Origin of the sequence: Flavobacterium aquiphilum (assembly GCF_027111335.1) — a bacterium.
GTDB lineage: Bacteria > Bacteroidota > Bacteroidia > Flavobacteriales > Flavobacteriaceae > Flavobacterium > Flavobacterium aquiphilum.
Genome location: NZ_CP114288.1, coordinates 3,721,166 through 3,743,789 on the forward strand (window position 1 = coordinate 3,721,166; position 22,624 = coordinate 3,743,789).

Genomic DNA, 22,624 nt, shown 5'->3' on the forward strand with positions numbered 1-22,624 from the left:
TCCTATTTTCCTGATTCATTAAAAAAAGTACGTCTGAACAAAATGATTTTAACACGAAAAACACATCAATAACCATCTATTCCTCAAATACTTATTGTCTAATTTATGGAATTAAGAATACATTAATCTGCTTTTTTTTACATTTTCGATTAAACGAATAAAAAAAACTACCAACTACACATTCACTATTTTTTAAAGAAAAACAACAACTACAAAACCACATCCAGAGCAAAAAAATTAAAAAGAGCATAAGAATTTCTAAAAATTGGTCACAAAAAAACCTGTCCATTTTGAATGAACAGGTTTGCTATTTTAATTTAATCTTTATGTTTATTTCTTGAATTTAGAAATCCCTTCCTTCAACCAAGCTTCATATTCTTCAACGCTCACATAACTTATCGTTGATTGTTTCTGATTGAGATTATTTCCTTGCAAATCGGTTAAAACATACAAAGGCTGAGTGTTGGTATTGTATTTTGAAATCATGAAATCGGTCCACTTATCGCCTATTGTTTCAATTTCGGCTCCTGTTGATTTTGAAATAAACTGTTCACTTTTCGGTAATGGTCTTTTGTCATCCACATAGAGAGAAATAACCACAACGTCATTTTTCAGAATCGGGAGCACATTTTCAGTTGACCAAACGTTATTTTCCATTTTTCGGCAATTTACACAAGCATGCCCAGTAAAATCAAGCATTATCGGCTTATTTATTGTTTTGGCGTAAGCCAATCCTTTATCGTAATCATTAAAAACTGGAATTTGGTTTGGGCCTAAAACTGCACCTTCCGGCAAAGCAGCAGTTGAAGTATTTCCACTATTTAAATTCCCTAAGCCTAGAGGACTTTCACTATATTCCATAGGAGGAGGAAATGCGCTGATTAATTTTAGTGGAGCACCCCAAAGCCCAGGTATTAAATAAATAGTAAAAGATAAAACCAACAGTCCCAAAGACAATCTTCCGACCGAAATATGAGACATCGGGCTATCATGTGGCAATGTAATTTTTCCGAACAAATAAAAAGCCAAAACCCCAAAAATGGCAATCCAAATTACCAAGAACACTTCTCTTTCCAACAAATGCAATTGCAATACTAAATCAGCATTAGACAAAAATTTAAATGCTAAAGCCAGTTCCAAAAATCCCAATACCACTTTAACTGTATTCAACCATCCTCCTGATTTTGGTAAAGAATGTAACCAGCCAGGGAACATCGCAAAAAGCATAAATGGCAAGGCTAAAGCCAATGAAAATCCAAACATTCCTATTATTGGTGCGATTCCTCCTTTGGATGCTGCATCCACCAAAAGCGTTCCAACGATTGGCCCTGTACAAGAAAACGAAACAATTGCCAACGCCAACGCCATAAACAATATCCCGATAATTCCGCCCTTATCAGCTTGACTATCTACTTTATTTGCCCACGAATTGGGTAACATTATTTCAAAAGCACCTAAGAACGAAACAGCAAATACCACCAATAAAATAAAAAACAGAAGATTAAACCAAACATTGGTTGACAAGGCATTCAGTGCATCGGCACCAAAAATCCAGGTTACTAAAATTCCAAGTAATACATAAATCAAAATAATCGAAATTCCATATATGATGGCATTTCTGATTCCAGCTGCTTTGTTTTTACTTTGTTTGGTAAAAAAACTAACTGTCATTGGAATCATTGGGAATACACAAGGTGTCAGCAAAGCCGCAAAACCAGAAAAGAAAGCAATAAAGAAAATAGACCACAAACCTATTTCTGCCTTCGGTTTAGGCTGCTCTGCAACTTTATTTTCTGTTTTTTCAGCTGGTGCTACTTCTTTTGCTACAACCGTAAATGTACTTGCTGTGTCTGCTTTCGTAGTATCTTTTTTCGCTACTTCTACAGGAGTTGCTACTGCAACCGTTGATTCTGTTTTCGGAATTTTGAAAGTAAATTTCTTTTCCTGATTGATACATACTTCTTTACAAACCTGATAACTCAATTCGGTTTGGATAGAAGTCGCTTTGGGATTTGTCAATGTTATTTCTTGCTGAATTTGAGCTTTATCGTGAAAGAAAATTTCATCAACACCAAAAACATCATTGAAAGCCTTAGTCGTTTTACTTTCTTTGACTTTGCCAATCAAATTGTAGTTCCCTTTTTGATCCTTAAAAACAAGTTCCAAAGGCAGTGGACCTCCATCTGGTGTGAATTGTGAATACATATGCCAATCTTTTTCGATTACGGCATTAAAAGTCAAAATATAATTGGTTTCCGATTTCTTTTCGATTGCTATAGTCCATTTTACAGGATCTAAAACTTGAGCATTTACTTTTGCGAAAGCAAAAAAAGCAAACAGTATAAAAAATATTTTCTTCATTATTTAGAGTCTAAATTAATTCTATTCTAAGTATATTTTTGGTCGTATTTGAGGTTCTGAATCGATGATCGGCTCTTTGTCCAATGACCCAGACAATCTGATTGTTTGAGCATAAAAGCCAGGTATTTTCTTTTTCTATCAATGATAATTTTTCGTCCTTAAAAAATTTGCTTAACTTCTTGGATTTCCCTTCCATACCAAAGGGTTGAAAAGAATCTCCTGCTTCCCATTTGCGAATCACCAATGGGAAATCCAATTGATCTGCGTCGACAAATATAGTTTTATTTGATGCAACGGAGATAGCGGTTACTTTCGAAAAAGCCAATTTTAAGGGAATCTTAACTTCCGTATCATTTTCATGAATCAAAAACAACTCGTCTTCAGTTTCTGCAATTGCCGATAAAATAAGGGAATCCCTGTCTTTTAGCAAACGATAATCGGTAGAAAAAACTTGCTTACCTGATTGGCTGGCTACCAAATCATAAATATCTTCCCAAGCTGTAAAACCATATTCTTTCAGCCATTGGTACAAATACGACTGATAATTGGGTAATTGTAACAATAGGTTCAAATCAAAATGAATTTGATTGTCCTTTTCGCTTGCCACTTGCTGAAAAATCATACTCGCTGCATCTTCAACCATTGCCAACGATTCCTGCAAATAGCCTTCGGTTTTCAAAAAGGAAGCCATGAAATGAGGATTCAGCTCCTTCAAAATGGGAATCAAATGATGCCTAATTTTGTTCCTAACATATTTATCAGATGCATTGCTGCTGTCTTCCCGCCACTGAATATTATTTGCCTTAGCATAATTTTCAATTTCCTTACGGGACAAAAATAATAACGGCCGAATCACCCTGTCATTTTGTACCGGAATCCCGGTCAACCCTTCCAAGCCTGTCCCGCGTGTGAGATTAATCAAAAAAGTTTCAAGATTGTCATCGGCGTGATGTGCGGTCACTATGTAGTCAAATTTTTCGGTTTCCAATAACTCGTAAAACCAGTTGTAACGTAGTTCCCTCGCGGCAACCTGAGTGGATAGTCTGTAATCTTTGGCGAACGCCTCTGTATCAAATTGAGTAACAAAAATTGGTATTTTATTGGCCTCAGCATAATCCTGCACAAATTTTTGATCTCCAAAACTCTCCATTCCGCGAAGTTGAAAATTACAATGCGCAATGGCAATATCACAGTTCAATTCCTGAAATAAATACAGTAAAACCATGCTGTCCAAACCGCCGCTTACGGCTAGCAACAATTTTTTTTGCTTCAAATACGGGATTTCTTTATTGATATGATTTTGGAGTATATTTTTCATATATCAAATTTAAAATATGGAAAGAATATATTTTGCAATTAAGCTGTATTATTTAGAATTCATCACTTTTATTTAGAATTTACACGACTTATATTTTAAAAATACACTGCAAAATCACAGTAAAACCTCGTGCATGGCTTTTGCTTTTAGCAAACATTCCTCATATTCCTTTTCAGGAATGGACAACGATGTAATAGCACTTCCAACCGAAAAAGAAACATATTTATTTTCTTGGTTGTAAAGAATACTGCGAATAACCACATTGAAATCGAAGTCTCCATTGGGCGTAAAATACCCAACTGCCCCGCTGTACAAACCTCGTTTGGTTTCCTCCAATTCTTCGGTGATTTTCATTGCGGCATATTTGGGAGCTCCCGTCATGCTTCCCATAGGGAATGTCGTTCTTAGCGTATCGACTACTGCATATTGAGGATCAATTTTAGACGTTATTGTCGAGATCATTTGGTGTACCTGGAGGAAAGAATAAATTCCACACAGTTCTTTTACCTCCACCGAAGCTTTTTGGGCCGTTCGGGACAAATCGTTGCGAACCAAGTCGGTTATCATAATATTCTCAGCTCTTTCTTTTGGGTCGTTTGCCAAAGTGTTTTTGGATTTTTCATCTTCCAACGGATCCGAAAAACGTTTGGCAGTTCCTTTTATCGGTTGCGAAATTAGATCCTCACCTTCTTTTTTCAAATAACGTTCGGGTGATGCCGAAAGCAAAAATTGTTTATTGTTCTTAAAAAAAACGGTAAACGGGGCTTGTGAAATTTCATTCAGTCTAAAGAATTTTTCCAGCGGGTTGATTGACACATTTTGTGCAAAAAACTCCATACAAAAATTGGCTTCGTATAAATCACCACGATGGATATGCTCCAACAATTTAGTTACTTTCCCAATATAATTTTTCTTTGGAATACGCTGTTCTATAGCTATTTTTTCATGACTTTCAACCTCCGATTTTTGAGTTTCAATTATCTCTTTAAAATCATCCTCAACTTCATCATCACACATATTCAGATATTGAATTTCAAGCTGATTCCCTTTTAGCAAAAACAACTTTTTAGGCTGAAAAAAGAACAAATCCGGAAAGTCTAAGCCATCAAAATTATCCGAATGCAAATGTTCCTGATCATTTTTTAAATCATAAGATAAATAACCAAACAGCCAATCTTTGGTCGTTTGTTGGTATTGTTTTAAATCCTCAAATGCGTTATGATAATCCGTTTTTATCGATGTAAAAGCATCCACGGCCAAAACGCAATCAAAGGTGGAATATTCATCGGAAAATGAATTACTGTCAAGGAAAGTTATTTCTCGAAATTGTTGCCCCCAAACAATAAGCTGCTGTTTGAACTGCAATGGCTCTTCGACAAATTTATAAATAGAAGTTCTCAAAAAATAAGCTGTTTTATGAACTTCAAAATTACGATAAAAAAATCCGCTTCTCAATAGGAAATCTCATAAAACCGAGTCTTAGTTAAATTATTATTAAAAGGAATTTTTCGTGTTAAAATACCAATATATTTGATACTGTTTTCAAGAAGGAAACAAAATCAATCATCAATCTTTAAAATCAAATCTATGAACAAAATCCTGAAACGAAGCTTAATTCCATTAGCCGTTATTGCCCTAACTATCAGCTGTAAAAAAGCCGATGCCCTAGAAGAAAGCCTAGCAGAAGAGGCAGCCGCAACCGCCGACACCATTTCCTCCTCCGCAGCGGTCCAAAAAGAAGGTGAAACCCGAAAATTTGTTCGCACGGCCGACCTGAAATTCAAGGTCAAAAATGTAACCCAATCGACCTACGCTATAGAAAACATCACCAATAAATTTGATGGTTTTGTTACCTACACCAATTTACAGAGCAACATTATCGATAAATTTGAAACCAAAATAAGCCAGGACAGCACTCTCGAAACCACTCGTTACAATGTGGAGAACAACATTACGATAAGGGTGCCCAACAAACGTCTTGACACTGTCATTAAATGTATTGCCAAACAAATTGACTTTTTGAATTATCGCGTTATAAAAGCGGATGATGTTTCCCTAAAAATGCTTGCCAACCAGCTTTCGCAAAAAAGAAGCAATGCGACCGAAAAAAGAGTTGAAAAAGCCATAGACACCAAAGGCAAGAAAATCAACGACATCATGGAAGCTGAAAATAATTTGGCCAGTCAAAAAGAACAAAACGATAATTCCAAATTAGAGAATTTATCGCTCCAGGATCAAGTGAACTTTAGCACGCTAACCATCGAAATATACCAACACGAATCGGTAAAACAGGAAATGGTTGCCAACACCAAAGACTATCACCATTACAAACCTAATATTGGAATACGTATTATCGATTCTTTAAAAACAGGTTGGTATGTATTGGTCGATATCATTGTTTTTATAATAGAGATTTGGTGGTTGCTATTAATTGTTATTGGAGGAATCTTCCTTTACAAAAAGTACTCAAAAACAAAAGTACTGCCGTAAACAGGCGATATCTTAATCCAATTAACCATATTTACGAAAAAGCGAAGCCAAGAACATTTATTTTTTGGTTTCGCTTTACTATTTATAAAAAGACTGCAACAGGCTAAAGGCAAAAAACCTCACACAAACAATTCAATTCCAAAGAAATATACCCAATAAATCAATTAAAAACTTACGAAATAATAAAAAAATTAACTAAATTTGTTAGTGAAACGAACATGGTTTTCTGCCTCCGAAAGCTATCAATGAAAGTAAATGGATGAATAGATGATTGCCTCCTAATCACAAATTGTCGCTTAAACATTTAACTTCTTAATACTCAAAATATGAAAACTGCTACATTCTTTATTCGCACAATAATTGGCATAATATTAATTAGTATGTCAATAGCTTATTTTTTTAACTTAGTGCCTGAACTTGAAAACACAGAAAACTTCAAAGCTTTCCATGTTGGATTGATTTCTTCTGTTTACCTAATGCCATTGATTGAAATAATCATTTTTTTATGCGGGATTTCATACCTGTTTGGTCAATACGTTGTCTTAAGCAACATCATTATTTTACCATTAACTACAAATATATTATTCATTGATTTCTTTTTAAATCAAAATGGATTACCTCTTGCCTTATTCATTTTTCTAGGCAATTTATTTTTATTCTATGCTCATTGGAAAAGCTACAAACACCTGTTCCACCGAAAATCAGTGATGCATTTTGACTAATAAATACTCATCAAAAAAAACTACCTTAAAAACAAAAACCTACTACCTATGAGAATCGCAACCATTATCATTCGTTCACTAATTGGACTGTTATTATTATTTGCTTCAATAAGCTATTTTCTTCATCTGTTTCCGGAACCACCGTTAACAGGAAACATGAAAACTTTCAATGAAGGATTAAAAGCTTCAGGCTATTTGGTCACTTTGGTAAAAATAATTGAGCTCATTTGTGGACTGTCTTTTGTTGCAGGAAAATTCAACAAAATTACCTACATCCTTTTAATGCCGATTTCGGTCAATATCATTTGCACACATATATTCTTGGCTCCAGAAGGCATTCCAGTTGCCAGTTTTTTATTCTTAGGAAATATATTCTTGCTTTATAGCAAATGGGATAGCTACAAAGGGTTATTTACAGCGTAAACTCATTTTTAGATAAAATAGTAAACCCGTCCCGATTAATCCGGACGGGTTTGTTGTATAGGGCGAAATCTGCGTGAAAAATAATAGCACGCAGATTCCGCAGATTTGCGCGGATTTAAAAAAAAAATCATTTATACGCCGTAGAGACGCACTGCCGTACGTCTCTACAATGGCGCGTCTCTACCATGGTGCGCATCAACGACATTACATCAAATATTTCAACATCAAAAACCGTTTCAAACAAAAAAACCGACAGGTTTAACCTATCAGGTCTGTTGTTTACGTAGAGACGCACTACAGTGCGTCTCTACCCATATCGTTGTGTGCATTACACGTGCAAAGCTCTATTATCAGTTGCAGCCAAAGCCGCTTCTTTAATCGCTTCCGCAAATGTTGGGTGCGCATGTGAGATTCTCGAAATATCTTCAGCCGAAGCTTTAAATTCCATTGCAGTAACCGCCTCAGCAATCAAATCGGCAGTTCTTGCACCAATCATATGGATTCCAAGAACCTCGTCCGTTTTTTCGTCAGCAAGGATTTTTACAAAACCATCAAGATCGGCACTAGCACGGGCACGACCCAAAGCTTTGAAAGGGAAACTTCCCACTTTATATTTTGTTCCCGCAGCTTTCAATTGCTCCTCAGTTTGTCCAACCGCGGCAACTTCAGGCCAAGTGTAAACCACACCAGGAATCAGGTTGTAATCAATATGAGGTTTTTGACCAGCCAAGATTTCAGCAACCATAGTCCCTTCTTCTTCCGCTTTGTGAGCCAGCATAGCTCCACGAACCACGTCACCGATAGCATAAATATTTGGAACAGAAGTTTGCAAATGATCATTAACCTCTACTTGTCCTCTATCCGAAATTTTAACTCCTGCATTTTCTGCATTCAATCCGTCAGTATAAGGACGACGACCAACAGAAACCAAAGAATAATCTCCTTCCAAAGTAATCACTTCACCTTTTGCATTTTCAGCCTGAACAATTACGGCATCCCCCTTACGCTCAACCGATTGTACTTTGTGTGAAGTATAGAATTTCATTCCTTGTTTTTTCAACACTTTAGTCAATTCTTTAGACAAAGCACCATCCATTCCAGGAATAATTCTGTCCATGAATTCCACAACCGAAACCTCAGCTCCCAATCGTAAATAGACTTGACCTAATTCAATCCCGATCACACCACCACCAATAATCACAAGGTGCTTCGGAACTTCCTTAAGCGCCAAAGCTTCAGTCGAAGTAATGATTCTCTCTTTGTCTATTTTGATAAAAGGCAAAGACGATGGTTTAGAACCAGTAGCAATAATTATATTTTTAGCTTCAATAGTTTCCGATGTTCCATCAGCTTTTGCAACAGCAACGTGAGTCGCATCCACAAAAGAACCCAAACCATTAAAAACGGCAATTTTATTTTTCTCCATCAGGAAATTAACCCCTCCAGATGTTTGATCTACAACTGCTTGTTTACGAGCAATCATTTTCTCCAAATTGATTTTTACATCACCCGAAACTTCAATTCCGTGATCGGCAAAATGTTTAATTTCGGCATAGTGATGTGAAGACGACAACAACGCTTTCGATGGAATACAACCTACATTTAAGCAAGTTCCGCCCAAAGTTGAATATTTTTCTATAATTGCAGTTTTGAAACCCAATTGTGCACAACGGATAGCCGAAACATATCCTCCTGGCCCAGAACCTATAATGACTACGTCAAATGAACTCATAGTATGTTTTTTATATTTTTAGTGAAGCAAAAGTAAGGAATAATGTTTTGTTTAAAGTTTAAAATTTAAGCTTTTTTGTTCGAATTATAACGATTTCTTCAAGGATTCCCCACAAACCCTTTAAATAACTCAACCAAATTCAACAAACCGATTCGTTATGATTTTTAGGAGCAGATATTTGGCTTTTCATTAAGAACAGTTGTCCCGCTATTCGCTGCAATCTCTTGTGCCGAACACCGGCACAAGAGGATTTTCGCTGCTATCCTACCGTCTGGACACATCTTTTTATAGGCCACAGATGACACGGATTGAACGGATTTACACAGATAAATTTGTTGTTTTTAAAAAAATGTATTGAAAAAAACATAAGTTTTACAAATAATATTTTTAGTATGCAACCAAAAAATCAGCGATAATCTGTCTAATCCGCGTTATCTGCGTGCCATTTTTAATATAAAATATTTGTGTCCAGACGGTAGGCTTCAACCGGGGCTAGACGAGAAGTTTAGTTTTTCATAACAAAACCAATAAAAAACTAACAAAAATAGGTACGAAAAACATTCAACAAACCAAAAACTCATTTGGTGATTTGTAAGAAAAAAATAATACATTTGAAAAAACATAAAGCAAAACAAACCTTCGCTTATCTGCCCGACAAACGAGTTGGCAACAAGCAGACCGTAAAATCGGATAAAAAAATGAAGAATCAACAAACGGAATTTTTACAAAGCATTTTAAATAATAAAAAAAATCTAATCGAATTAGTAGCTGCTGCTATCGTTATAGGATTAGGCGTAAATTTTATTGCTTCGTCTGTTTTTGATTTTTTAAACTTTAAAAATAAAAATCTAACTTTTCTCATAATTGGAATAGTTCTTACATTAATTGGATTCATCTATTATTTGAATAAATTTTTTGGAAGAAAAAAATTTTCGAAAACTATTGAAGGATTTTTCATCTTGGATAAAAAGAATGCTAAAATAATTGATATAGACAATTATGATTATGCAAATAAATTAGCTAATAATCTTAAATATGCTTTTACAGAAGATGGCGCATTAAGAAATACTTGGAAAAAAATCGATTTTGATGATATTTTTAAAAAAGGGAAACAATTTCTTAAAATAATTAACGAAGCTTCAGAATATTATTTACTCGAAAAGTTATCTACCCACCTATCCGTTTATTTTAATAATTCAAAATTTGATAATGATGAATTGACAGAATATCAAAGAAATGATATTCCTGATGTCTTATTAAAAAATAGATTTTTAGAATTATTTTCAAAACCAATGGAACAAAGAGAATCTTTTATATCAGACGAAGAAATTGATGGCGTTTTCGAATTTAAGATAAATGGAGAAAAAAAAACAGTTGGTAAAGTTGTTTCAAATTTTAGAAATGGAGTTATGTATAGTCACTTTGACTTAAAGCTACCGAAAAACAGCAAATTAAAAAGAAATTCTGATAATTCAATTTCATTAATTACAGATCGATTTACTATTAATCTAAAAACGATTATAAGTGGAATAAATACTTATATACCTCGTGAATATGAAGAACATTATCTTGGATTAAACTATTCAAGTGACTTACCAGCCTTTATTGCAACTTATGTAATCGAAGTTAACTTTCATATGCGTTCGATATTTAAGACAAACAGTTGGCAATATTATGAATGGATTGATTCCTTTATAAATCAAATTGAAAACGACATTTCTCAAGAATACTATTTCACAGAAAAAATTGAATGGGAAAAAACATACCCAATAATCAAAATGCTGAAAGAAAAAAAAGAAAAACTTCAAAATTAATATACTCAAATGCCAGCCAATAATCGAGTAGACGGCTCCGAAATAAGAGCCATATAGCCAAAAGCAAATAAACTACTTATAGTTTTTGGAAAAGATAGTTTTGCCAAAGTTGATATTAAAAATGGTGTAACAAAATTTATAAGTTCAGACTAAATAAACATTCCACTTTTCAGACAAGTCGAGTACATTTTAATGAATTTAAAGTAACCATATAAAACTGAAAGACAAAATGAATAAAATACTATCTATTTTAGCTTTAATACTTTTACCAGCAATTGCATTTGGACAAACTGAAAAAGCAACTTATAAAGCCACTATTGATAGTTTTGAAAAAAATTATAACGCAGGCAATTTTGAAGCAATTTTTGAAACTTTTTCATCAGAAATGCAAAACACTTTACCAATTGATAAAACAAACGAGTATTTTAAAACACTTAAAAATCAAGCAGGGAATATAACAAAACGAGAATTTATTAACTATGAGCAAACCTATGCCTCTTATAAAACAACTTTTGAAAAAGCATTAATTGCTGTTAATATTTCGATAGATAATAATTCCAAAATAAATGGATTTTATTTAAAAGCTTTTAAAGAAAATGAACTTCCTAAAATTGAACGAAATACAACTAAACTTTCACTCCCATTTGAAGGCGAATGGACAATTATTTGGGGTGGCGACACAAAAGAATTAAATTATCATATTGAAAATGAAGCACAAAAAAATGCTTTTGATATTGTTGTAACTGACCACAAAGGCAAATCATACAAAACAGATGGAAAAACAAATGCAGATTATTATGCTTTTGGCAAAGAAATTATTGCACCCTGTGATGGAGAAGTAGTTTTGGCTGTAGATGGAATTAAAGACAATAAGCCTGGCACCCCAAACCCAATTTACATTCCCGGAAATACCGTAATTATCAAAACATCAAAAAACGAATATTTATTTTTTGCTCATTTTAAACAAAACTCTATAAAAGTAAAACAAGGACAACAAATTACAAAAGGGCAACTTTTAGGACTATGTGGAAATTCAGGAAACTCTTCTGAAGCACATTTACATTTTCACATTCAAAACATAGAAGATATGAACCAAGCAACTGGAATAAAATGTTATTTCGATAAAATTCTGGTAAATGGACAGTTAAAAACAGATTATTCACCAATTCAAAAAGAAAAAGTAATCAACGAGAAAAAATAACTTGCTTGGATTGGTTTTTAATTGAATAGAACAATTACCCCCGCTCCGCAAAGTCTCATGACTTTGCATTTTTTTAATAGTTCTTGAAAACAGCAAATTAGGATAAAAGTCTCCCGACTTTTTCAGTGAATGATTTAGAATAGGAGGTGATCTCACACGCCACCAAGTATGCGTCTCACGCAAAAAAACAGTAAAAAACCCCAAATTTTACGTCAAAGACCCCACGGATGGGTTCGAGACGCCAAATTTTGGGTTATACAACCTAAAAAATGGAGTCGGCAACGCCAATTTTAAGGTTCGAGACGTAAAATTTGGGGTTATACAACCTAAAAAATGGAGTTCACAACGTAATCCATGGGCTTATTTGGGATAAATGATGTGGGGCAAAAAAAACCGCAACCTCGATCATCACGTACGTGTTCCCAATCAAAACTAATTCAAATCAATTTCTAAAAAAGGTTGTTATTTATTATTTTCTTAACTTTATGGGTACGAGCGTGACGCTCGCACTGGCACATGAAAACTAAAAAACAAATTAGTAAGAGTACGCAAACAACTAAAAAGCAACCAAAATGAGAAAACTAATAATGTGGAACGTAATGACCCTCGACGGATATTTTGAAGGAAACCAAAATTGGGATTTATCCTTTCATGGTACTGTTTATGGAGAAGAACTTGAAAAATTAAGCATCGAACAGTTAAATGCTGCGGATTGCATTATATTCGGACGAGTAACCTATGAAGGCATGGCAGCCTATTGGACACCGGAACAAGGCGAAGTTGCCGATTTGATGAATAGCATACCAAAAATTGTTATTTCCAAAACATTAAAAACAGCCGATTGGAACAACACAACGCTTATCAGCGGGAACGCTGCAGCCGAAATTAAAAAACTTAAAGAACAAGGAGGAAAAGACATGTATGTTTTTGGTAGTGCAAACCTTTCAGAGACTTTTATAAATGAAGATCTTTTTGACGAATACCGAATTTGCATTGCACCTGTTCTTCTAGGTAGTGGACAACCATTATTCAAACAAGGTATTGCCCCTAAAAATCTATCTCTCGTTTCATCCCAACAACTTACAACAGGCGGAGTGATTTTAAAATATTCAAAATAATTTTATTAGCAGATAATGCGATTACGAAGCTCACGCAAGCCTCGAGAAGCAAATCCACTCAATCTAAACTTAAGATAAATAACATCTTCATATGTTGATGTTTATTGTTTTTTATTGGTCATATGTAATTCGCATACAATCATTGGTGTTTGCGACCAATTTTGTAGTCATGCTCATTTTATAAAAAAATAATTTTGTATTTTTGAACAAATTACAACATCATGGATTTACAAACTAGAAAAATTGAATTTGTACAAGAGTTTCTAAAACTTCAAAGTGAAGAATTAGTTTCTCAGTTTGAAAATTTGCTAAAAAAGAAAACTCAAAATAAAATAAAACCTATGTCAATTAAAGAACTTAATTCAAGAATTGACAAATCGGAAAGTGATTTTAAAAATGGAAAATTTAAAACAAGTTCTGAACTTTTATCAAAATATAAATAATGGGTTTTAAAATAATCTGGTCAGACTTTGCTGAAAATGAATTAGACAAGATTTTTGAATATCATGTTGAAAATGCAAGCTTACAGATTGCCAAAAATATAATCAAGAAAATCATTTCAGAACCAAACAAAATTATTTCACATCCCGAAATTACTCAAATTGAAGAATTGCTACTTGATAGAGAAAATAACTATAGATATTTAATTTGTTCTAATTATAAAATCATTTACTCAATAGACACAAAAGAAAAGCTTATAAAAATTGCTGATGTTTTTGACACAAGACAAAATCCAAGTAAAATAAAGAGAACAAAATAATTCCCATAAAATCATTTCATAAAAAAGCGTCTTGGACTATATATTTCAAGACGCTTTTTCATTATTACAATCTAAAAAACCTACTCCTTCTCGAAATTCAATTTACTGTTCTTGCGACTGTAAGTAAAGTAGATAATCAATCCAATGATCAACCAAATCGTGAAATAAATCCAGTTCCAAACGCTCAGTTCAGCCATCATGTACAAACAACAAATCAGTCCTAAAAGCGGAATCAAAGACAGGTTTTCTTTATAGGACCAAAACACTAATCCAACGATAACGAACAAGAAAATCCACATCGGAATTTTGTGTTTGAATAAATCAAATCCGCTTTCGTATTTAACCGAGTCCGAAATTGGCAATCCCGTAACAACACTGGCATATTTGGTATCGTCCTGTTGATATTGGCTTAACAGATGTTCAGCATCCTGTTTCTCGTTCGCTTGTGTTTTACCTTCAATATTCAACAAATAGTTATATACCTTTTGGGTTTCTTCTTTATTTATCGAAGTGATTATAAATTCGGGATCATTGATTTTGGTTTCATTGGTTATAAAACCCATTGTCGCTTTTTTATTGTAGGTAAAAGCTATGACCAAAGCAACGATAATCAATAAAGGAAAAATATATTTGGAATTGATATAAGGTGTTTTGAATTTTCCCCTAGGAATATCGGTTTTATTTTGCAAAGCCAAAACTCCTGCGCAAACCAATACAAAAGCAAATAAAGTCCCAATACTGCACAAATCGGTAACCATCGTTAAATTCATAAACAAAGCTGGAACCGCCACCACGAAACCAACTACAATGGTTGCAAAAGAAGGCGTTTTAAACTTTGGATGTACATTCGAGAATTTCTTTGGCAACAAACCATCTCGGCTCATACTCATCCAAATACGTGGCTGTCCCATTTGAAAAACCAACAAAACACTTGCCATAGCTACCACGGCACTTACAGCAATAATTCCAGACATCCATTTTAAATTTAATTTATCAAATACAAATGCCAATGGGTCTCCAACATTTAAATTATTATAGCTCACCATTCCGGTAAGAACAAGGGCAATGGCAATATAGAGAACCGTACAAATAACAATCGCCCACATCATACCACGTGGCAAATCACGTTGAGGGTTTTTACATTCCTCTGCAGTAGTCGAAATAGCATCAAACCCAATATAGGCGAAAAAAACTGCCGATACTCCTTTTAACACTCCCGAAACACCATTTGGTGCAAAAGGACTCCAATTCGAAGTATCCACATAGAATACTCCAACTGCAATTACTAAAAGAACGATACACAATTTTACCACCACCATAAGATTACTCGCATTACGGGATTCTTTCATACCGCGGTAAATCAAAGCGGTAATCAGGACAATAATCAGCAATGCAGGCAAATCGGCTACAAAATGAAAAGAACCAATCACAGGCGAAGTAGTCCAGGCAGTATAAGCATCTTGCATTCCGGAACTTAAATTTTCAAAAGACTTCCCTCCTTCCATCAAGGCAGTCGCATCCTTGAAACCATTGGAAGCCGTCAGATAATCCATTTGGACCCATTGCGGCAAATCAACACCACAACTGGATAGAAGCCCCGTAAAATAATCACTCCAAGATATAGCAACGGTTATATTTCCAACCGAATATTCCATAATTAGCGCCCAACCAATAATCCAGGCAACCAATTCGCCAAAAGCGACATAAGAGTACGTATAAGCACTTCCTGAAACAGGAACCATCGAAGCAAATTCTGCATAAGCAAAGGCAGCAAAACCACAGGCAATTGCTGTGAACAAAAACAGGAAAATCACGGCAGGGCCTCCGTCAAAACTAGCTTTTCCTATAGTACTAAAAATTCCGGCACCAACGATAGCGGCAATCCCGAAAGCAGTTAGATCTTTAGTTGTCAAATGTTTTCCTAGTGCTTCATGTCCTTCCAAATTGTTTTTTTCAACCTGTTTTAAGATATCATGAACCGTTTTTTTTCTAAAGAGCCCTTTCAATGCCATTTGTAGATTTTATTATTGAATAACCATTTTTTAATATTCTTTTCAACACTATTTTCAATAAAAAAAATAGTAAAGCCCAAATATATAAAACAAATTCAATCTTTAAAGTGTAGATTTTGATTTTCTCAAAATATTAAAAAACAAAACTTGAGCTTACGATTCCAACCTAAATCCAACTAAAAACAGTTCGTAATCATTTGTAAATCAAATCAAAATATTTAAAAAATCTCCAAACAATCAATTACAAATCTTCAAAATTCTGTTTTTTTACCTAAATTAGTGTACAACAACCGAAACATAAAATAACATGGACATAAGTACGCTCAATCAAACCGAAGCATGGGTAATCGCTCCTTCACTGTTCCTTTTAATGCTTTTTTCAAGTTTAATCGGAAATAAAATAGGAAACTATATTAGGCTTAAAAAAGATGTAAAAAGCAGACCAACCGAAACTTCTGGTCTTTTAGCCCTGCTTTTTTTCTTATTGGCATTTACATTCGGGATGAGTGGTGATCGTTACGATTCGCGAAGAAAAATTGTTATCGAAGAGGCAAATGATATTGGCACCGCTATTTTGCGAAGCGATTTATACCCTGATTCAACAAGAGCTTTATTTCGCAAAGATTTTAAGGACTATGTAGAAACAAGAATATCCTTTTACGAAGTAGGTGCAAATCCAAAAGAAATTCTAAAAACCGATAGTTTGTCGCAAGTGATTTCTTCGAAATTGTGGAAACGAGCTACTAATCTAGCTAAAGATCCAGCTAATCTGGCAGCGACACAACAAATGATTCCCGCTTTAAACGCGATGATTGACATAACAACTTCTCGTCTTGCCGGGGAAAAAGCAAAAGTCCCACAAAGCATTCTAATCATGTTGTTTTTTCTCGCTCTGATAAGTGCCTTCTACAATGGTTATTCGGAAGGTCGCAAAGGCAGAATTGACTGGTTGATACAAATCGGATTTTGTCTTTTAGTATCTCTCGTTATTCTGTTTACATTAGATTTAGACCGACCAAGAAGGGGTTTTGTAAATCTGGACTTACCTAATCAGACCATAATAGATTTAAGAAAGAATTTCGAATAATTTTTATTTAGCAATCAAACAAGCGTATTAACCACTGTTATCATAAATTTTATTGACAATTAATTGAATAAACTTCGCTAAAAAAGCTACTTTTGAATCCTTTATAAAAAAGTCGAAAATGAATTTGAAGAAGTCGCAGTTTTTCCCAATTATATATTTTCTGTTTTTTGCTGTTTTAGGATATGCCCAAAAGAGAGAAATGTACCCTAAAAACGAATTCAGAGCTGTTTGGATCGCCACTGTTGTCAATATCGACTGGCCGAAAAGCAATATCGATTCGGTTGAAAAACAAAAAACCGACTATCTCGAAATTTTGGATACCTACAAAAAACTGAATTACAATGCCGTTATCGTGCAAATACGTTCTGTTGGTGATGCATTGTATCCAACATCATTGGCTCCTTGGTCGCGCTACCTAACTGGAAAAGAAGGAAAAGCACCAAGCCCCAATTATGATGTACTCGAATGGATGATTACCGAAGCACATGAACGCGGTTTCGAATTTCATGCCTGGCTTAACCCGTATCGTGCCACGTTCGATCTGAAAACCGAGACCTTAAGTCCAAGCCACGATTATTACAAACACCCCGAATGGATGATTGAATATGGGGGCAAATATTACTATAACCCTGCCCTTCCCGAAGTACAACAGCACTTAACATCAATTGTTGAAGAGGTCGTAATAAAATATGATATCGATGCCATCCATTTTGATGATTATTTTTACCCATACAAAATAAAAGGTATCGAGTTTAATGATGCCGCTTCGTATCAAAAATACGGAAACGGGCTTTCTCTTGCAGATTGGAGGCGTTCCAATGTGACAAACTTTGTTAAAAACATTTCTTTTTCCATTAAAAAACTAAAACCATGGGTACAATTTGGTATCAGTCCGTTTGGGGTTTGGCGCAACAAATCTGTTGATCCTAAAGGCTCGGATACCCAATCAGGACAAACCAATTATGATGATTTGTATGCTGATCCTATGGATTGGATGAACAATAAATGGATTGATTATATCGTGCCGCAATTGTACTGGAGTATTGATCACAAAACAGCTTCGTATGCAAAACTGATAAAATGGTGGTCTGAAAACACTCCAGCCAGTACCGCACTTTATATAGGGAATAGCACTTATAAAATCAAATCCGATTCAGACAAACATTGGAACAACAAATTTGAAATTCCTAATCAAATAGACCTTACTCGTTCCTATGACAACGTGCAAGGAAATGGTTTTTTTAGTGCCAAATGGTTTGTCGACAAAAATCAGGACGTAGTTAAAGTGCTTAAAGAAAACGAATATAAATATCCTGCATTGCCATTACCAGTTCCAAATTTCAAAAAGCAGATAACCGAAACCCTTCTGATTAATTCCATCACTAAGGACGCCGACTTTTACTATATTTCGTTCAAGAAACCTGCACAATTGGCAAAAGTAAGATACATAGTTGTGTATGGCGCAAAGGATACTTCTAAAATAAACATTAAAGATGCCTGCCAAATTTTGGATAAAATCGCAGTCGTTGAAGAAAACGGAACCTACCAAATAGAAGTTCCAGCCAATCTAATGATTGGTAAAGCGGCCTTTGCCTTTACTTTTGTAGATCACTACGCCAACGAAAGCCCTGAAACAGTAATTGATTTGCAGGTGGAAACGCAAACGAAATAAAGTTTAAAATTCAAAATTGTTTAATCGTTTAAAATCATAAGATTAAAACCTTAAACAACTTAAACGATTAAACAATTTAAACATATAAACGATTAAACAATAAATAAAACCTACATAAACAATGAGAGAAAACAAGCCTTGGTATTGGATTCCGTTTTTGAATTTTGCATCGGGATTTCCGTATGCCATCATTATTTCCGTTTCGGTGATTATGTACAAAAATTTAGGAATTAATAATGAAGACATAGGTGTTTATACCAGTTTATTGTATTTACCTTGGGTAATCAAACCATTATGGAGCCCATTTATCGACTTGTATGCTACCAAAAGAAAATGGTTTCTTGCCATGCAATTGGTAATTGCCATAGCCTTTTTGATTGTCGGATTGACCATTCCTATGAATCATTTCTTTATGTTGAGCTTGGCACTATTTTGGGTAGCAGCGTTTGCCTCTGCCTCCAATGATGTAGCCAGCGATGGTTTTTATATGTTGGCTTTAGCCAAAGAACAACAATCATTCTTCTTGGGTATTCGAAGCACATTCTACCGTCTTTCGATGCTTACCGCAAATGGACTAATCGTGATTTTAGGAGGATATTTGGAACACCAATACGGCGACAAAACCAAAGCTTGGTCTTACACAATGATTGTTGTAGCACTAATAATGATATTACTAACGGTTTACAACTTTTTCACAACACCTAAAGTAGAAGAAACAACAGAAACCAAAACAACCCACAAAGCAAGCTTTGGAGAAGTGTTTGCTACTTTTTTTCAGAAGAAACAAATCGGACTCATACTGGCATTTATTTTGCTTTTCAGATTGGGTGAATCTCAATTATTAAAAATGCTGACTCCTTTCCTAATTGACGAAAAATCCAAAGGTGGCTTAGGGCTAACCACCGAAGACGTAGGGATTATTTACGGAACTTTTGGAGTAACAGCACTCGTTATAGGCGGAATCCTTGGAGGAATAGCGATCTCCAAAGGAGGATTACGCAAATGGATGTTACCAATGTTTTTGTCCATGCATTTACCTATCTTGGGTTTTGTTTATTTATCACATTTTCATCCAGTTGGCGATATCAATTTACATTTAGAAATGTTTAGCTACACTTTTGATTACATTTTGAATCCATACATTACAGCGGTTGTAATTACCGAACAATTTGGATATGGTTTTGGTTTTGCTGCCTTTATGATGTATTTGATTTATGTAGCCGAAGGCGAATCCAAAACAGCTCATTATGCTATTGCCACAGGTTTTATGGCTTTGGGCATGATGCTTCCGGGTATGGCAAGCGGATTTATACAGGAATATCTAGGGTACGGTAATTTCTTTATCTGGGTATTTATAGCAACCATTCCTGGCTTGATATTATCCCAATTTCTAAATTACCCAGCTGACTTTGGCAAGAAAAAGGAAGAAAACAAGATTTAAACAATTCAATACTTTTTTTATTTTCTCATAAAATTGCAAAGAAGAAAAGAGGGAAACTTATAAAAAACTCAAAATGACACTTGAACAAAAAATCGGACAGTTCTTTTTTCCAGCCGTTTTTATCAATGACACGGAAGAGAATATTCAGAAAATAGAACGTTTAATCAGAGATTACAACATTGGTGGATTGACTTTTTTTCATAGCAGGGCTAGTGCTGCAACTAACTATGAGTCTAAGAAAAAAGTAGAGTTCAATGATGACAGTTATCAAAGATTGAAAGAACTGATTATACGTTATCAAAAAAGCGCCAGCACTCCCCTTTTGATGAGCATTGATGCTGAATGGGGTCTAGCCATGCGCGTCGAGAAAACACCACAATATCCATACGCTATTACCCTTGGCGCTTTGCCCGAAAGAAAAATCGATTTGGTTTATCAAGTTGGAAAACAAATTGGATTAGACTTAAAATCGGCAGGAATTCATTATAATTTGGCTCCATTGGCCGACATCAACAATAACCCAAATAATCCGGTAATTGGATATCGTTCTTTTGGTTCCAATAAAGAAAAAGTCGCACAATATGCCTTGGAATACCTTCGCGGAATGTCTGATGTTGGAATTCTGGGCTGTCTTAAACACTTCCCGGGACATGGTAATACCAGCGTCGATTCACATTTAGGACTACCTGTTTTAGAGGAAAATTTAGAGCAGTTGCTCGAAAACGAATTGGTACCATTCATAAAGGGAATCGAAAATCAAGTTGATTCCATCATGATAGGCCATTTGGCTGTTCCTGCTTTGAACGGTGGGAAAGAAACGTCGGCAACTTTGTCTAAAAACATCATAAAATCTCTTTTACGTGAAAAATTAGGTTACGATGGTTTGGTTATTTCCGATGCTTTGAACATGCATAGCGTTTCCAAATTATATGAAACCAAAGGCCAACTGGAATGGGAAGCTTTCAATGCGGGAAACGATGTGCTGTGTTTTGCCGAAAACGTACCCGAAGGCATTCAGGCAATTCTGAAAAACGCCAGTCCGGAGCGAATAGAAGCCAGCTTGAACCGTATTATGAAATGCAAAGAAAAAGCAGGCCTATTCGACAACAATCCAAGCCCTGCTGCTGATTTCGACTTTAAAGCCACTTCCGCACTCAATCGAAAAATCGCCGACTATTGCATTACTGAAATTAAAGACAAAAATAGTTCGATACTTCTCTTTGATTCCAAAAACAGGGAGAAACTTGCCAAATTAAGCGTTTATAAATCAATTGAAAATCCGTTTTTCAAAACTTTGGAAAATGTTTTGCCTTCGCCGGAATATGCAATTGAAAATGGCAATGATTTAACTGAAACAACGATAAAAGAAGACCTTATCCCTTTCGATACCATTCTCATTTCTTTATTTGTCCCAAAAGCAAAACCTTTGAACAAATTTGAATTGGAAGACTCGGTTTTAGAATTCTTAGGGCAATTGTTTCAAACTAAAAAATGCATCCTTTATGTTTTTGGAAATCCATATGCGCTGCAAGTGATTCCGAATTTGGATTATACCTACGGAATTGTAGAAATGTATCAGGATTTTACAGAATTTCAAGAAAGTGCTGCCGAACAATTGATGGAAGATAAAAAAGGAAAAGGAAGCCTACCGGTTTCACTAACAAACATTTAGGATCACACAATAACACTAAGCTATCGGTAGATAAAAATTAATAATAAAACTTTATTGCAAGGCTTTTTTTAGAAGCTTTATATTTGCATCAATAAAAATAATAAACAACAAAAATTAATTAAATATGTCATTAGTAGGTAAAAAAATTCCAAGTATTGCAGTAGACGCTATCTCAGAAATGGGCGATAATTTAAAAATCAACATCTTCGAAGAAGCTACACAAAACAACAAAAAAGTACTTTTGTTTTGGTACCCAAAAGATTTCACTTTTGTATGTCCAACAGAATTACACGCTTTTCAAGCTGCTTTACCAGAATTTGAAAAAAGAAATACAATCGTAATTGGAGCTTCTTGCGATACTAACGAAGTACACTTTGCTTGGTTGAATACTCCAAAAAACAATGGTGGAATCGAAGGTGTTACTTACCCTATCCTTGCAGACACTAACAGAAACTTAGCTAACATTTTAGGAATCCTTGATATTGAATCTACTAGCTATAGCGAAGACACTGATTCAGTTATCATCGAAGGTTCAAACGTTCCTTACAGAGCTACATACTTAATTGACGAAACTGGAAAAATTTTCCACGAAAGCGTAAACGATATGCCACTAGGACGTAACGTAAACGAATACTTAAGAATGGTTGATGCTTACACTCACATCCAAACTAAAGGTGAAGTTTGTCCTGCAAACTGGGAAGCTGGTAAAGAAGCTATGACTGCTGACAGAAAAAGTACTGCAGAATACTTAAGCTTAAACTAATAACAATAGCAATGACAATGGCAATTTTCAATTTTAAA

General features: G+C 34.8%; 18 protein-coding genes. 13 read left to right on the plus strand and 5 right to left on the minus strand.

Translation table 11 applies throughout. The annotated features are described in order from the left end of the window. Positions 1–330 precede the first annotated feature (330 nt). From OZP12_RS15065 to OZP12_RS15075, 3 genes are all read right to left on the minus strand, one after another. The gene (locus OZP12_RS15065) at positions 331–2,361 is read right to left on the minus strand and encodes a protein-disulfide reductase DsbD family protein (RefSeq protein ID WP_281225855.1); all 2,031 of its coding nucleotides are present in this window, start codon (positions 2,359–2,361) and stop codon (positions 331–333) included. A gap of 10 nt (positions 2,362–2,371) precedes the next feature. Next, positions 2,372–3,679 carry a tRNA lysidine(34) synthetase TilS gene (gene tilS, locus OZP12_RS15070; RefSeq protein ID WP_281225856.1) on the minus strand — a complete coding sequence of 436 codons (1,308 nt, stop codon included), beginning with the start codon at positions 3,677–3,679 and terminating at the stop codon, positions 2,372–2,374. 114 nt (positions 3,680–3,793) lie between these two features. Next, positions 3,794–5,080, minus strand: coding sequence for an anthranilate synthase component I family protein (locus OZP12_RS15075; protein ID WP_281225857.1), 1,287 nt, complete (start codon positions 5,078–5,080; stop codon positions 3,794–3,796). A gap of 186 nt (positions 5,081–5,266) precedes the next feature. Here OZP12_RS15075 and OZP12_RS15080 point away from each other — a divergent pair, with 186 nt between their 5' ends. From OZP12_RS15080 to OZP12_RS15090, 3 genes are all read left to right on the plus strand, one after another. After that, a complete protein-coding gene (locus OZP12_RS15080) occupies positions 5,267–6,169 on the plus strand; it encodes a DUF4349 domain-containing protein (RefSeq protein WP_281225858.1) in 903 nt (300 codons plus the stop codon). Positions 6,170–6,549: 380 nt separating this feature from the next. After that, entirely contained in the window at positions 6,550–6,891 is a 342-nt protein-coding gene (locus tag OZP12_RS15085) for a DoxX family protein (protein WP_281225859.1), read from the plus strand. 48 nt (positions 6,892–6,939) lie between these two features. Beyond that, a complete protein-coding gene (locus tag OZP12_RS15090; protein ID WP_281225860.1) occupies positions 6,940–7,314 on the plus strand; it encodes a DoxX family protein in 375 nt (124 codons plus the stop codon). Positions 7,315–7,642: 328 nt separating this feature from the next. Here the strand turns inward: OZP12_RS15090 and lpdA are convergent, their stop codons facing one another. Continuing rightward, the gene (gene lpdA, locus OZP12_RS15095) at positions 7,643–9,046 is read right to left on the minus strand and encodes a dihydrolipoyl dehydrogenase (RefSeq protein WP_281225861.1); all 1,404 of its coding nucleotides are present in this window, start codon (positions 9,044–9,046) and stop codon (positions 7,643–7,645) included. A 611-nt stretch (positions 9,047–9,657) separates the two neighbouring features. On the opposite strand from lpdA, the gene OZP12_RS15100 reads away from it, so the two are divergent. The 5 genes from OZP12_RS15100 (at position 9,658) to OZP12_RS15120 (ending at position 13,939) form a co-directional block, all read left to right on the plus strand. Then, positions 9,658–10,860 carry a hypothetical protein gene (locus OZP12_RS15100; protein ID WP_281225862.1) on the plus strand — a complete coding sequence of 401 codons (1,203 nt, stop codon included), beginning with the start codon at positions 9,658–9,660 and terminating at the stop codon, positions 10,858–10,860. Positions 10,861–11,089: 229 nt separating this feature from the next. After that, the gene (locus tag OZP12_RS15105) at positions 11,090–12,061 is read left to right on the plus strand and encodes a DUF3887 domain-containing protein (protein ID WP_281225863.1); all 972 of its coding nucleotides are present in this window, start codon (positions 11,090–11,092) and stop codon (positions 12,059–12,061) included. Positions 12,062–12,633: 572 nt separating this feature from the next. Further along, the gene (locus tag OZP12_RS15110; RefSeq protein ID WP_281225864.1) at positions 12,634–13,179 is read left to right on the plus strand and encodes a dihydrofolate reductase family protein; all 546 of its coding nucleotides are present in this window, start codon (positions 12,634–12,636) and stop codon (positions 13,177–13,179) included. 221 nt (positions 13,180–13,400) lie between these two features. Next, on the plus strand, positions 13,401–13,622 hold the full coding sequence (locus OZP12_RS15115) for a hypothetical protein (RefSeq protein ID WP_281225865.1): 222 nt from the start codon (positions 13,401–13,403) through the stop codon (positions 13,620–13,622). Then, positions 13,622–13,939, plus strand: coding sequence for a type II toxin-antitoxin system RelE/ParE family toxin (locus tag OZP12_RS15120; protein ID WP_281225866.1), 318 nt, complete (start codon positions 13,622–13,624; stop codon positions 13,937–13,939). Before OZP12_RS15115 ends, OZP12_RS15120 begins: the two co-directional genes overlap by 1 nt. A gap of 80 nt (positions 13,940–14,019) precedes the next feature. Here OZP12_RS15120 and OZP12_RS15125 read toward each other — a convergent pair whose 3' ends face one another. Beyond that, positions 14,020–15,951, minus strand: a complete 1,932-nt coding sequence (locus tag OZP12_RS15125) for an amino acid permease (protein ID WP_281225867.1) — start codon at positions 15,949–15,951, stop codon at positions 14,020–14,022. Positions 15,952–16,258: 307 nt separating this feature from the next. On the opposite strand from OZP12_RS15125, the gene OZP12_RS15130 reads away from it, so the two are divergent. The 5 genes from OZP12_RS15130 (at position 16,259) to OZP12_RS15150 (ending at position 22,586) form a co-directional block, all read left to right on the plus strand. After that, complete coding sequence (locus OZP12_RS15130) at positions 16,259–17,038, plus strand: bestrophin-like domain (protein WP_281225868.1); 780 nt, start codon at positions 16,259–16,261, stop codon at positions 17,036–17,038. 118 nt (positions 17,039–17,156) lie between these two features. Next, on the plus strand, positions 17,157–18,710 hold the full coding sequence (locus OZP12_RS15135) for a glycoside hydrolase family 10-like protein (protein ID WP_281225869.1): 1,554 nt from the start codon (positions 17,157–17,159) through the stop codon (positions 18,708–18,710). A gap of 121 nt (positions 18,711–18,831) precedes the next feature. Continuing rightward, positions 18,832–20,151 carry an MFS transporter gene (locus OZP12_RS15140; RefSeq protein ID WP_281225870.1) on the plus strand — a complete coding sequence of 440 codons (1,320 nt, stop codon included), beginning with the start codon at positions 18,832–18,834 and terminating at the stop codon, positions 20,149–20,151. Positions 20,152–20,224: 73 nt separating this feature from the next. Then, on the plus strand, positions 20,225–21,823 hold the full coding sequence (locus OZP12_RS15145; RefSeq protein ID WP_281225871.1) for a glycoside hydrolase family 3 protein: 1,599 nt from the start codon (positions 20,225–20,227) through the stop codon (positions 21,821–21,823). Positions 21,824–21,947: 124 nt separating this feature from the next. Further along, positions 21,948–22,586 (plus strand): peroxiredoxin, encoded by a 639-nt coding sequence (locus OZP12_RS15150; protein ID WP_281225872.1) that lies wholly within the window; start codon positions 21,948–21,950, stop codon positions 22,584–22,586. Positions 22,587–22,624 lie beyond the last annotated feature (38 nt).

What these genes read in the sequence shown, in the direction of transcription:
- OZP12_RS15085 (WP_281225859.1), top strand. Translation starts at nt 6,550, where the DNA reads ATGTCAATAGCTTATTTTTTTAACTTAGTGCCTGAACTTGAAAACACA.
- lpdA (WP_281225861.1), bottom strand. Translation starts at nt 9,046, where the DNA reads ATGAGTTCATTTGACGTAGTCATTATAGGTTCTGGGCCAGGAGGATAT.
- OZP12_RS15115 (WP_281225865.1), top strand. Translation starts at nt 13,401, where the DNA reads ATGGATTTACAAACTAGAAAAATTGAATTTGTACAAGAGTTTCTAAAA.
- OZP12_RS15130 (WP_281225868.1), top strand. Translation starts at nt 16,259, where the DNA reads ATGGACATAAGTACGCTCAATCAAACCGAAGCATGGGTAATCGCTCCT.
- OZP12_RS15140 (WP_281225870.1), top strand. Translation starts at nt 18,832, where the DNA reads ATGAGAGAAAACAAGCCTTGGTATTGGATTCCGTTTTTGAATTTTGCA.
- OZP12_RS15120 (WP_281225866.1), top strand. Translation starts at nt 13,622, where the DNA reads ATGGGTTTTAAAATAATCTGGTCAGACTTTGCTGAAAATGAATTAGAC.
- OZP12_RS15150 (WP_281225872.1), top strand. Translation starts at nt 21,948, where the DNA reads ATGTCATTAGTAGGTAAAAAAATTCCAAGTATTGCAGTAGACGCTATC.
- OZP12_RS15080 (WP_281225858.1), top strand. Translation starts at nt 5,267, where the DNA reads ATGAACAAAATCCTGAAACGAAGCTTAATTCCATTAGCCGTTATTGCC.
- OZP12_RS15090 (WP_281225860.1), top strand. Translation starts at nt 6,940, where the DNA reads ATGAGAATCGCAACCATTATCATTCGTTCACTAATTGGACTGTTATTA.
- OZP12_RS15110 (WP_281225864.1), top strand. Translation starts at nt 12,634, where the DNA reads ATGAGAAAACTAATAATGTGGAACGTAATGACCCTCGACGGATATTTT.
- OZP12_RS15145 (WP_281225871.1), top strand. Translation starts at nt 20,225, where the DNA reads ATGACACTTGAACAAAAAATCGGACAGTTCTTTTTTCCAGCCGTTTTT.
- OZP12_RS15065 (WP_281225855.1), bottom strand. Translation starts at nt 2,361, where the DNA reads ATGAAGAAAATATTTTTTATACTGTTTGCTTTTTTTGCTTTCGCAAAA.
- OZP12_RS15135 (WP_281225869.1), top strand. Translation starts at nt 17,157, where the DNA reads ATGAATTTGAAGAAGTCGCAGTTTTTCCCAATTATATATTTTCTGTTT.
- tilS (WP_281225856.1), bottom strand. Translation starts at nt 3,679, where the DNA reads ATGAAAAATATACTCCAAAATCATATCAATAAAGAAATCCCGTATTTG.
- OZP12_RS15105 (WP_281225863.1), top strand. Translation starts at nt 11,090, where the DNA reads ATGAATAAAATACTATCTATTTTAGCTTTAATACTTTTACCAGCAATT.
- OZP12_RS15125 (WP_281225867.1), bottom strand. Translation starts at nt 15,951, where the DNA reads ATGGCATTGAAAGGGCTCTTTAGAAAAAAAACGGTTCATGATATCTTA.